We start from the raw sequence: 11,398 nt of genomic DNA, 5'->3' as shown, positions 1-11,398 counted from the left end.
AATCGCGGGCAACTCGTCCAGTGTGCCAGATCCTCGCGGTGTTCGCAACTCGCTGGTCGCGGCCGTTCGGTTCTGGCGACCCCGGGGTCCTCGTCCTGGCACATGACTGTACCCGGAACGATTTCTCAGGGGCGGTCAACGTCTACCCGGTTTCCTCTCCCCTACCGAACTCCTCTCGGAGCCCTCCGGGGCGGCGCCGCGGCGCGCTGACTTCGAATAAGTTACGCATCACGCTGCGAAGTTCCAAATCGGCTGGTCAACGGCCTGGCGGCTCGGTGTTCACGACTCTGCTGCGGTCGGATTGGTTGTTGATCACGGGCGGTTCGGGCGCGGAGCGATTCGGTACGGACGTACCCGTCGTCGAGCGACGAGTACATCCGCACGGAACAGTTCAGTCCGAACCGGCCGGAGCGGGCGGCGTGTGCCCGACCGGCGGCGGTGTGGTCGCACTGCCACTTGGATACCCGGGCGTCGGCGGCGATTGCGGTCCTCCCAAGCCGATGGCGTCGGGATATCCGGTAGCAGGGCCGGTGGCCGGCATCGGCACGTTCTCGAAGTCGGTGTGTTCCCACTTCCATCGAGCGATGCGGGGTCCCACCCAGAACGAGTAGATGCCCAGGGTGACCATGCACAGAAGGAGCCACTTGACCCAGTTACCGAACAGACCCCATGCCGATCCGGTGAAGACGAGTCGGCGGCCGTCGATGTACGAGTGCTTGGCGCGCCAGCGTTCTCGGAGTACCAGCGCAAAAGGGTAGCCGAAGCCGAGCGTGCAGACCGTGATCAGAAACGCCAGGACTCCGGTACCGACGTACGTGGCGGCACCGCCGTCGAATGTGAATCGCCCGTTGTTGCTCTGCATGACTCGTTGCTCTGCATGACCCGATGTCCTCCGTGTCCCGCTGTCCGCGTACGGAGCGAGGTCCGAATCACCTCGCTGAGTACGTGAGAGCGGTTGCCGGTAGCCGTCGGAGGAATTCGCTCGATGTCCCTCCGAGCGGACGACACGCAGAGCGGACAAGGAATCCCGTTGCGATTGGGTCGCAGTGGAGCTCGGCCGGCGTCCCACGCGATAGCGTATGAAGGACCAGCGTCCGGTTCGCCCGGATGCACTGGTCAACCGGGAGCACAGTCGCCTCGAGACCGCGGGCCGCTCTTGGTCGTCATCCCGGTCGTGCGTACGCGCGACCGGACATCCACAGAGAGGTGGACACCATGCTCTGGACAATCATCAGCGCAATCGTCGTCGGTCTGATCGTCGGCGCACTCGCGCGACTGCTGATGCCGGGCAAGCAGGACATCGGCGTGATCATGACCATCGTGCTCGGCATCGTCGGGTCACTGGTCGGATCGTGGCTGACCTACCAGCTTGGCTACAACAACAGCAACGGGGGCTGGGAGGTCATCCCGTTCATCGTCGGCATCGTCGTGGCGATCGTGTTGATCGCCGGCTATCTGGCGATCCGCGGACGTGCCGTGCGGCAGTAGCTCCCACACATCAGTAGGCGTCCACAGCGCTGGACGTCCGACAACGCAGATGACCGCGTCCGGCCGAAGAGGCCGACGCGGTCATCTGTCCGTCACGGGCTTGGTGTCGCAGAACTGCTATTTGAAGACGTCGAGCTTGCCGAACTTGTCGGCGAGCAGGTAGTACACCGCCAGGCGCGGATTAGCTTTGCCGTCCTTCATGCCGGCCAGGACGTCGGCGATGGCCTTGTCCAACTCGGCGTCACTCTGGGTGAGTCCGAGCTTCTTCTTCAGGAAGTTCTCGCGGACCGTCTTGAGTTCCGCAGGGTCACTGGCCGAAACCAGCGCGGCGTCGCGATTGCGCAGCGCGAGGGCGTAGGTCGACGCCATCTTGTCGATCACCGCGGTGTCGGCGTCGGGTGCGTAAGCGAGAACGGTGTCACGTGCATCGGACATCGGGAGCCTCCATTGGTTGATGTCGGATTTCTTCACGGCCGTGGGTCACGTTACGCGCGTGAGCCTCCCCGGGAGGCCGACTCGAAATGAATTCTCACCTGCGTGCGTAGCATCGACGGTGATGCTGTACATCGGTACCTCCGGCTGGCAATACCGGGATTGGCGCGGACATTTCTATCCGCGTCGAATCCCGCAGCGAGAGTGGTTGGCATACTTCGCTTCCCAGCTCTGCACCGTCGAGGTCAACAACACCTTCTATCGACTGCCCGACAGGGCGACTTTCGAGTCGTGGCGCGGCCAGCTACCGACAGACTTCCGCATGGCGGTCAAGATGAGTCGCTATCTGACCCATGTCAAGCGACTCAAGGAGCCCGAGGAACCGGTCGAGCGTTTTCTCGATCGCGCAGCGGGTCTGGGCTCTCGGCTCGGACCGGTGCTGTTGCAGCTGCCGCCGAACCTGCACGCCGAGCCGACGCAACTCGACGAGGTCCTGGGCCTGATCGGGAACAGAGCGCGCGTCGTTGTCGAACCTCGCCACAACGCATGGTGGTGCGACGAGGTTCGTGACGTGCTGGGCAAACACGACGCCGCGCTGTGCTGGGCGGATCGGCGCAGTCGCACTCTCACACCGCTCTGGGCGACAACCGATTTCGGGTATCTACGCCTGCACGAAGGTCGGTCGTCGCGGTCCGTCGCCTACGGGCAGGGTGCCATCGACTCCTGGCTGCGGCGAATCGCGGAGCACTTCGACGACTCCCACGACGTGTACGTGTACTTCAACAACGACACCGGCGGCGCGGCCGTCGACAACGCGCTGACCATGATCCGCCGCGCCCGGGCCGCCGGGATGTCGGTGGCGGGCCCGGCGCGGCGGTGAGTCCCTCGCTACTCCCTCAACTGTGCGCGTGGCTCACTTCGAGGAGGTGCGGCGCAAACGGGTGTTGACGAATTCGCCCATCCCCCACCGGCCGAGTTCACGACCGAAGCCGGAGCGCTTGACCCCACCGAAGGGCAGGCCCGGCAGCGTGGTGCCGTGCTCGTTGACATAGGCCATGCCGACGTCGAGCCGGTCGGCGACCTGCGCGGCCTTCTCGAGGTCGGTGCCCCAGACCGAACCGCTGAGCCCGAACTGCACGTCGTTGGCCAATGTCACCGCCTCGTCCACCGACCGGTAGCGATAAACCATCGCCACCGGGCCGAAGATCTCCTCGGAGTAGGCGTCCATCTCCGGGGTGATGTCGGTGAGCACGGCGGGCTGCAGGAATGCACCGTCCCGATCGAGCGGAGTGCCGCCGGTGCGAAGCGTCGCGCCCTGGCTGACCGCGGTCTGTACTTGTTCGGCGACGGTGTCGCGAGCCTCGACCGACGACAGCGGACCGACGCGGGTGTCGGTATCGGTCGGATCACCGACCACCGCGTCGTCGAACGCCGTGACCAGCCCGGCGACGAAGTCGTCGTAGAGGGCCTCGGGCACGATGAATCGCTTGGGCGAGTTGCAGGCCTGTCCGGTATTCGACAGGCGCGCGCGGGAGGCGACCTTGATGGTGCGATCCAGATCAGTGGTGTCGAGGAGGATGAACGGGTCTGATCCGCCGAGTTCGAGTACCGACTTCTTCAGGTTCTTCGCAGCGACCTCGGCCACGGCTGCGCCCGCCTTCTCGCTCCCGGTCAGCGACACGCCGCGAACCGCGTCGTGCTCCAAGAGCTTTGCCACCTGCTCGCTGTTCGCGTAGGCGTTGATGTAGGAATCCTCAAGAACCCCCGCCTCATGCAGGATCTCGGCCATGAGTGCCGAGGAGGCCGCGCAGATCGAGGCGTGCTTGAGGACGATGCTGTTGCCCAGCATCAGGTTCGGCGCGACGAAACGCGCCACCTGGTAGTAGGGATAGTTCCAGGGCATCACACCCACGAGCGGGCCGATCGGCTTGTGCTGCACCAGGGATTCGGCGGCACCCTGCGGATCCAGTGGTTCGTCGACGAGCAAGTCGGGGCCGTGCTCGGCGTACCAGCGGTAGATGTCGGCGGCGAGCTGCACCTCCCCGGCGGCTTCCTTGGTGACCTTGCCCATCTCGGTCGTGATGGCAGCGGCGAGCTCGTCGGACCGCTTCTCGTACAGATCCGCGGTGCGGGCCAACGCTTCTGCGCGTTCGGTGACGGGCACGTCGCGCCAGCGTTCGTATCCGCCGAGGCTGCGTCGGGCGAGTTCGTCGATCTGATCATCGGAGAGCATGGCGAACTCGCGTTCGGTGATTCCCGTGGTCGGGTTGGTCGTCACATATGCACTCATGACCTGACGCTACGCGCGCCGACCGCGACCCTGTGGGCGATATGTCCGCTTTGTGGTTGCCGTGGCCCGTGGGGACGGACGGGGCGTACGTCGACGATGCACAGATTTCTCCGTGTCCACAGGTCGGATGCCTCATCGGTTGCCGAGGCGCGCCGCGGTCGGCGCTTTGCCTACCGTGCGAAGCGAGCCGGCCGGAGTCGGCGCCGCCACCGATGAAGGGAAACCGCATGTACGACAGCATCTTCGGAGAGTTCGACCGGCAGGGCCACGTCGACATCCCTTCACCGCCGCCACCCGAGGCGGTCATCGACGGGGCGGAGCGAACAAGGAGCGCAGCGCACCTACGGGCGCTGGTGATCGGGTCGCTCGAGGTCCTCGGGTCGCTCGACGAGGAGACCGGCCCGACATTCGAATTCGATCCCGAGGGCGTGCTGACCATCCCCACCGAACCCTTGTCCCTCGGACTCGTGGTCAATCCGTCCGTGCCGGTGATCGAACTGTCAACGACGCTCGCCGACGGTATCCGCCTCTCGAGCGCCGTAGCCGAACTGATCTGCCGCCCGCTGTCGAATCCGTTCGTGAGCCTGACGCTGCACGAACAGACCGTCCGGGCGCGATTGTCGCTGGAGTCCACGGTCTTCCACATCGAGAACTTCGAGTCTGCGCTGGGCAATTGGGCGGTTTTCCTGCGAGAGGAGGCACCCGCGTTGGCAGAGGCGCTCGCGGCGTGCTCGACCCCGCACTCCGATCGGGTCGCGTCGGCCCCACCCATGCCCCGGGCCTCGTGACAAAATGGTCGGTATGGACCACCGGGCGTTGACGGCCTTGCCGAAGGCCGAGTTGCACGTGCACATCGAGGGCACGCTCGAACCCGAGATGGTGTTCGTGCTCGCCCAACGTAACTCGGTGTCGCTGCCGTACGCCGACGTCGCCGCACTGCGGGCGGCACACGCGTTCACCGATCTGCCGCATTTTCTCGATCTGTACTACGCGTGCATGGCCGTGTTGCGGACCGAGCAGGACTTCGCCGACCTCGCTCAGGCCTACATACGCACAGCGGCGTCGCAGGGTGTGCGCCACGCCGAGGTCTTCTTCGATCCGCAGGCGCACATCGTGCGCGGGGTGCCGGTGGACGTCGTGGTCACCGGGTTGCGACGCGGCCTGGACGCCGGGGAGGCCGAGACCGGCCTGCACGCGGACCTCATCGCATGCTTCCTGCGTGACCGCCCGGTCCGGGAGGCGCACGAGACGCTCGACGCGCTCACCCCTCATCTCGGCTCGATCATCGGGGTTGGCCTCGACTCGGCCGAAGTGGGGTTCCCGCCCGGCCAGTTCGCTCCGGTCTTCGACCGCGCCCGTGAGGCCGGACTGCATGTGGTCGCGCACGCCGGGGAGGAAGGACCCCCGGACTACATCTGGGAGGCTCTGGACACGCTCGGCATCGAACGGGTCGATCACGGCATCCGCGCCCTGGAGAGTCCCGAACTCGTTCGGCGCCTGTGCGCCGATCGCATGCCGTTGACCGCCTGTCCGCTGTCGAACGTGCGCTTGCGGTGCGTGCCGACACTTGCCGAGCATCCGCTGCCGCGAATGCTGGCCGAAGGTCTGACCGTCACCATCAATTCCGACGATCCGGCGTATTTCGGCGGGTATGCCGGAGATGCGTTCATCGCAATCGCCGATGCATTGGATCTCTCGGACGCCGATCTGATCACCCTGGCTCGCAACTCTTTTGCCGCCTCGTTCATCAGCGAGGAGGACCGGAATCGCTGGTCGGAGGAGCTGGCAAACCCGCCGGCCTGACGCGTCCTACCCTGGAGATCATGCATGTGGTGATCTATGGCGCGGGCGCGATCGGTGGGGTCATCGGCGCCCACCTGCATGCGAGCCGAACCCCGACGACGTTGGTCGCACGGGGTGCGCATCTGGCGGCGATGCGCGAGCACGGACTCGTCCTCGACACCGCCGACGGACGTCAGGTACATCGGATTCCGGTGGCCGCCAACGCCAGTGAGATCGAATGGACCGACGACACGGTGGTGTTGCTGTGTGTCAAGAGCCAGCAGACCGCCGACGCCCTCGACGACCTTCGGGCGCATGCGCCTGCGGACACACCGATCGCGTCGGCGCAGAACGGGGTCGCCAACGAGCCGGCGATTCTGCGTCGGTTCGCCCGGACGTACTCGGTGTGCGTGATGCTGCCGGCGTTGCACCTCGAACCGGGCGTGGTGGTGCAGGGGTCTGCGGCGCGTCCCGGCATCCTCGATGTGGGCCGCTTTCCGGCCGGCACCGATGAGGTGACCGAGCAGATGACGGAGCGTTTTCGTGCGGCCGGATTCCCCTCCGAACCCCGCGCGCAGATCATGGCGTGGAAATACCGCAAGCTGATCATGAACCTCGTGAACGGGATCGACGCCTGCTACCGCAATGACGGTGCAGCACATCGGGAATTGGTGACACGCGCACGCGCCGAGGGCGAGGCGGCACTCACTGCAGCGAGGATCGAAACGGTAAGCGTCGAGACCGATCGCGAGCGCCGCGCCGACCACATCGTGCGCCGCGACACCGGGGAGGACAGCTACGGAAGCTCGACCTGGCAGAGCATCGCGCGTGGTGCCGGCAACGTCGAAATCGATTACCTGGCAGGAGAAATCGTCCTGCTGGGACGTCTGCACGGTGTGGCAACCCCGGTCAACGAACTCGTACAGGCGGCCACGACGCGCCTGGCTCGTGAACGCCTTCCGGCCGGGAGCCTGGATCCGGTGGAGGCGTTGGCGGGGCTACCGTGGGGCCAAGCCCCGGACTAAGCCGTGCCCGTCGACACGTGCAGGTGATCGAACTCGTTGACCGACAGGATCTCCCGATATCCGTCGGGCTCGGCAAGCACCCGGGTGACCGAGGTGTAGTGCGGTTGGACGAACACCAGTCGCGCCAGTCCGAGCACATGGGAGAGGTAGGCGTTGATGACCCCGCCGTGGCACACGACGGCCACTCGGGATTGCGCTGCCGACCCAGCGATCACGCCCTCGATACCGCCGACCACTCGTGCACGAAACTCCTCCGGATCGAAGGTGTTGGCGCCCATACGTCCGGCGTTCAGGTCGAGAACGAGATCGCGCCGACGCGGATACGCGTCGAGGGTGATGCCGTATTCCTTCCACCCGCGATCGAGTTCGGCGAGTCGGTCGTCGATGACGACGCCATGCCCGAGCACCTCGCGCAGGGGTTCGGCGGTTTGCCGGGCGCGCCGCATGGGACTGCTGACGATCGTGTGGACCGGGCCGTACCGTCCACCGCCGACGGACTGCGCCAGACGTTTGGCCTGCACCCAGCCCTCGTCGGTGAGGTCCGGGTCGGCACCGGACTCGTCGACCAGATGAAACGGTCTCGCATGGCGAATCAGCAACAGCTCCACGCCAGGTCAGCTCACGCTCAGCACGGAGGTCACGTTGCGCAGCGCCGCAACCGAATGCCAGTCGATCGCCGCCGCGCAGTTGCGACGCAGCAACGCCAGGATCAGGGTGTTGACGACCTCGTTGTCGGGGAGCACGTCGATGGCCGCCAACGTGATGTAGAGCCCGCTGAGCAACTGGATCTGGTAGTCGGCCACCGCGGTGGTCTCGTCGTATCCGTCGGACTTGCGCGCGAACTCCTCGACGTACCGACGGATCAACCGCATCTCGTGTGTTCGCCGGACCTCGGGTTCCACACTGCCGGAGAGGAAGTAGCCGACGTCATACATCGGATTGCGGAGGCCGGTGACCTGCCAGTCGATGATCACCGCGCCGACACCCTCGGCGAGGGGCTCGAACAGGATGTTGTCGACCCGGGGATCGCCGTGGGTGAACGTGAGCCGCCGGTGCGGGAGGAGGTGCCAGTCGCGCACCAGGTCGCCGGCTTCGCCGATCACGTCGAGGGACTCCTCCGACAGATCCCGCGAGAACCGTTCCAGTGCTGCTGTTGCCCCGCGCGTTGCCTTGGACGACCAGTACTCGCACACCTCGGGGAGGCGGATCATCCAGGCCGGCGCGGTGGCGTCGGTGAGGGGGAAGAACTCCGAATGCAGCCGCGCCAGTTCGACGACGACGGCCTCCGCCTCGGCGGGCCCGCACCCGGTGATCTGGTTGCCGGGAGTCGTCGTGCCGGTGAGATCCTCCATCACCAGATTGATGGTGGTCTCGTCACCGTTCACCCAGTACTTCAACGGAATTCGGCAGGCAAGTCGGTCACTGATGTCGCGATATCCGCCGATCTCGCGGTGATAGGCCCCGCTGTTGAGCCCGTGTTCGTGCACGGCCGGATCGCTCGGCTTGAGTTTGACCACCACCGATTCCGGCGCGTCACCGCGCTCACCGACGTAGTCGATCGTCACTCGCACGGTGTCGCTGACGTTGCCCGCCCCGATGGGCGTGCTCGTCACCGACCGTACGGTCGCGCCGGGGATTCCGGATGCTCGCAGGACGCTCTGTATCCACGCGGCGTCGATCTCGGCGACGGTGTCGATGAGAGCGGGTGCACCGGGGTTGTGGGGCTCGGTCTCGATCATGACCATTCTCCTTCGAAGTAGCCGGAATTCCAGACGTCGGTGATGATTCCGGCTTCTGTCTTGAAGATCTCGATGCCGCACAGCCGTTCGCCGGTGGTGATCCGGTGGGCGTTCCAGGTGAGCGAGGCGAAGGTGTCGTCGCCGATGAGGGTGACGACGGAGAACTTCGGTTGATGGGCGGCGAGGTCGGCGCGGATTCGTTCGGTCTGCTGGGCGCGGGTGAGCGTCACGACGGTGCCGGCCGCGTGGCGGGCCATCGGGTCTGCGCAGATCTCGTCGACGACGGCGAGGTCCTGATTGTTGTAGAGGTCGAACAGATACCGTTCGACCACCTCGACGGGTGTGGGATGCACCGGGGTCTCCTATGTCGATGACGGTCGGTCGCGGTGGCCCGCGGTCAGGTCGGTGAAGGCGGCGACCGTGCTCGCGAGCTCGCTCGGGGTGGCGCCGTGCATGATCACCCCGTCGACGCCGAGGTCGAACTGCGCCCGCGTGGCGACGGCACAGGCGTGCGGTGAGCCGGTTGCCGCGCACGCCAGCCACTCGGCGGGGATCACCGCCTCGAGCGCCTCGAAGGTCGCGGCGTCTCCGACGGCGTCGGCCCATCCCGGAAGTTGCTGGACGACTTCGGATTCCCGGAATCTCCGGAGCAATGCCGGATCCCACCGATTGGTACGAACGAGCAGATCCCCGTAGACCTGCAGGTAGGTGGCCAAGCGGCCGACGGTCTTCTTCCGGAACGTCTGTTCGTCGAGTTCGTCGGAAACCGTCGCGAAGCACGACCACACCTTCACCGCGGACGGATCGCGGCCCGCCCGTTCGGCCGATCTGCGGACCTCGCGCACGACGCGGGCGGTGGTCTCGTCGGAGAAGAACGTGTGCAGGACCACCACGTCGTAGGCGCGCCCGGCCATCGCGAGGGTCTTCTCACCGAATGCCGTGGTGCCCAGAGGGATGTCCTCGTCGAAGGTGGGGTCGAGGCGCAACACCGGGAATCGGCCGAGAGGGCCGTCGTAGTCGCGGACGACCTCACCGCACCACAGTCGCCGCATGAGGTGCGCGAACTCCTCGAGCTGCACGGTGGTGGTCTGCTCGAGACCCATCCCGGCGATCTGCGGGCGCAGTCCGCGGCCCACACCCAGCGTGAACCGTCCGCCGGTGAGCCGGTGCATGGTGGTGGCGAACGCCGCGGTGACGGCCGGATGCCGGGTGCTGATGTTCGTTGCCGCGGTGGTGATCCCGATGCTGTCGGTCGCCGCACCCGCGGCACCCGAGAGGGCGCATGCCTCCTTGACGTTGAGTCGCTCGGAGATGAAGGCCTGCCCGAGCCCGAGCTGCTCGGCCTGCCGCAACTCGTCGAGCATGTCTCGTGGGCTGGTGACGTGTCCGCCGAGTGTGTAGAAGCCGAGTTGGTCGGTGCCGATCGATGCGTCCTCGAGGACCGCGACTCCGGTGGTCTCAGACATGTACGGCTCCGGAACTCGTTGCGGCCGACAGTATGCGGTCGAGGGCATGGTGATCACGGGCGTGGGTGAGGGCGTTGCGGGTCATCGAGACGAACAGCTCATCTCCGCGGTCGCTGCGCGTGACGAGCATCGCCGCGGCCACCCCGATGACGAGGTTTTGGAACGTGGCGATCCGATAGTCGGCGAGCAGCCTGTCGAAGGGGTAGTCGGCAACACCCTGCGCGAGCAGTTCTTTGTGATAGACGTCGAGTAGGTCGCGTTCGTGGGCACGCCGCGTCGCGGTGTCGAGTGCGCCGCCGATGAAGTAGGCGACATCGACGATGCCCGGTCCGTAGATGACGGTCTGCCAGTCCAATACGGCGAGCGGGACGTCTCCGCCGGCGGCGTCGAAGAGGACGTTGTCGGGCCGGAAGTCGCCGTGCTGCACGGTGAACGGGACCGTACGCAGCGCGGCGTAGTAGGCGTCGATGTGGTCGGTGAAGGCGCCGCCCAGCTCGATGTCGGCCTCGCTCAGCCGGTCTCGGTAGCGTTCGACGAAGCCGGCCCACCAGATCGGCATCATCTCGGTGAAACGTGACCAGTAGGTGTCCGAGATGTCGAGCCACGGCAGTCCGGCGAGCTCGTCGGAGCCCCAATACGGCGCATGGATGCGGGCCGCCTCACGCATCGCCAGACGTACCTCGTCCACGGTGCACCCGGTGAGCTGATCACCGGCCCGGGCCGGGCTGAGGTCTTCCAGCAGCAGTACGAATTCGGTGTTGTTGGAATCGATCTCGGCGTGGTGGCATTCCGGGACGCGCACCGCCAGGCGTGGCGCGATCTGCTCATAGAACCGCACCTCGCGCAGATAGTTCATCTCGGTGCGCCCAGCGGCGCGACTCTGCTCGTTCTCGGAGCTGATCTTGGCGACGAACGACGACGGTGCGGGGGTGTCGGCGGAGTAGGTCAGCCGGGCCTGAACGCTGTCGGCGACCTGTCCGGTCCCGATGGCAGAGGTCTCGAGCCCGCTGACCGTCACATCGGAGCTGAGTACGCCGTGGTCGTGCAGGATGCGGTCGATCCAGTCGGGGCAGATGTCGGAGGCATGCATGGTGCTCGGGTCCTAAGAATCGGTCGGCGGAGGGATCGGCCGGGGGTGGGTCAGCGGGCTGCGAAGGGGATCATGGGCAGGTGGAA

General features: G+C 66.1%; 13 protein-coding genes. 5 read left to right on the top strand and 8 right to left on the bottom strand.

Going from position 1 to position 11,398, the window contains the following annotated elements:
- Positions 1-391 precede the first annotated feature (391 nt).
- Positions 392-862: a DUF898 family protein gene (locus GOPIP_RS07165; protein ID WP_006368926.1), complete on the bottom strand. Its 471-nt coding sequence runs from the start codon at positions 860-862 to the stop codon at positions 392-394.
- A gap of 353 nt (positions 863-1,215) precedes the next feature.
- On the opposite strand from GOPIP_RS07165, the gene GOPIP_RS07160 reads away from it, so the two are divergent.
- Positions 1,216-1,488: a GlsB/YeaQ/YmgE family stress response membrane protein gene (locus GOPIP_RS07160; RefSeq protein WP_006368925.1), complete on the top strand. Its 273-nt coding sequence runs from the start codon at positions 1,216-1,218 to the stop codon at positions 1,486-1,488.
- A gap of 117 nt (positions 1,489-1,605) precedes the next feature.
- On the opposite strand, the gene GOPIP_RS07155 is transcribed toward GOPIP_RS07160, so the two are convergent.
- Positions 1,606-1,923, bottom strand: coding sequence for a DUF2853 family protein (locus GOPIP_RS07155; protein ID WP_006368924.1), 318 nt, complete (start codon positions 1,921-1,923; stop codon positions 1,606-1,608).
- A gap of 121 nt (positions 1,924-2,044) precedes the next feature.
- Between GOPIP_RS07155 and GOPIP_RS07150 the strand changes: the two genes are divergently transcribed.
- Positions 2,045-2,800, top strand: a complete 756-nt coding sequence (locus GOPIP_RS07150) for a DUF72 domain-containing protein (RefSeq protein WP_006368923.1) — start codon at positions 2,045-2,047, stop codon at positions 2,798-2,800.
- A gap of 33 nt (positions 2,801-2,833) precedes the next feature.
- Here GOPIP_RS07150 and GOPIP_RS07145 read toward each other — a convergent pair whose 3' ends face one another.
- Positions 2,834-4,210 (bottom strand): NAD-dependent succinate-semialdehyde dehydrogenase, encoded by a 1,377-nt coding sequence (locus GOPIP_RS07145; RefSeq protein ID WP_006368922.1) that lies wholly within the window; start codon positions 4,208-4,210, stop codon positions 2,834-2,836.
- Between the two features lie 227 nt (positions 4,211-4,437).
- Between GOPIP_RS07145 and GOPIP_RS07140 the strand changes: the two genes are divergently transcribed.
- The 3 genes from GOPIP_RS07140 to GOPIP_RS07130 are packed head-to-tail and all read left to right on the top strand — an operon-like array spanning position 4,438 to position 7,017.
- Positions 4,438-4,998 carry a hypothetical protein gene (locus GOPIP_RS07140; RefSeq protein ID WP_006368921.1) on the top strand — a complete coding sequence of 187 codons (561 nt, stop codon included), beginning with the start codon at positions 4,438-4,440 and terminating at the stop codon, positions 4,996-4,998.
- Positions 4,999-5,011: 13 nt separating this feature from the next.
- Entirely contained in the window at positions 5,012-6,013 is a 1,002-nt protein-coding gene (locus GOPIP_RS07135) for an adenosine deaminase (RefSeq protein ID WP_020172870.1), read from the top strand.
- Between the two features lie 20 nt (positions 6,014-6,033).
- Positions 6,034-7,017: a ketopantoate reductase family protein gene (locus tag GOPIP_RS07130; RefSeq protein WP_006368917.1), complete on the top strand. Its 984-nt coding sequence runs from the start codon at positions 6,034-6,036 to the stop codon at positions 7,015-7,017.
- Here GOPIP_RS07130 and GOPIP_RS07125 read toward each other — a convergent pair.
- From GOPIP_RS07125 to GOPIP_RS07105, 5 genes are read right to left on the bottom strand one after another with little or no spacing between them, the layout of a single operon-like run.
- Entirely contained in the window at positions 7,014-7,625 is a 612-nt protein-coding gene (locus tag GOPIP_RS07125) for a histidine phosphatase family protein (protein WP_006368915.1), read from the bottom strand. The genes GOPIP_RS07130 and GOPIP_RS07125 overlap by 4 nt on opposite strands.
- 6 nt (positions 7,626-7,631) lie before the next feature.
- Positions 7,632-8,756 carry a phosphotransferase family protein gene (locus tag GOPIP_RS07120; RefSeq protein WP_006368913.1) on the bottom strand — a complete coding sequence of 375 codons (1,125 nt, stop codon included), beginning with the start codon at positions 8,754-8,756 and terminating at the stop codon, positions 7,632-7,634.
- A complete protein-coding gene (locus GOPIP_RS07115) occupies positions 8,753-9,109 on the bottom strand; it encodes a hypothetical protein (RefSeq protein WP_006368912.1) in 357 nt (118 codons plus the stop codon). Before GOPIP_RS07115 ends, GOPIP_RS07120 begins: the two co-directional genes overlap by 4 nt.
- Before the next feature lie 9 nt (positions 9,110-9,118).
- A complete protein-coding gene (locus GOPIP_RS07110) occupies positions 9,119-10,222 on the bottom strand; it encodes a TIGR03857 family LLM class F420-dependent oxidoreductase (RefSeq protein ID WP_006368910.1) in 1,104 nt (367 codons plus the stop codon).
- Complete coding sequence (locus tag GOPIP_RS07105) at positions 10,215-11,312, bottom strand: phosphotransferase (RefSeq protein WP_006368909.1); 1,098 nt, start codon at positions 11,310-11,312, stop codon at positions 10,215-10,217. Before GOPIP_RS07105 ends, GOPIP_RS07110 begins: the two co-directional genes overlap by 8 nt.
- Positions 11,313-11,398: the final 86 nt, after the last annotated feature.

This window comes from Gordonia polyisoprenivorans NBRC 16320 = JCM 10675 (assembly GCF_000241325.1).
Lineage (GTDB): Bacteria > Actinomycetota > Actinomycetes > Mycobacteriales > Mycobacteriaceae > Gordonia > Gordonia polyisoprenivorans.
The sequence above is the reverse complement of the archived record's forward strand: the minus strand, read 5'-3'. Positions and strand labels throughout refer to the sequence as shown.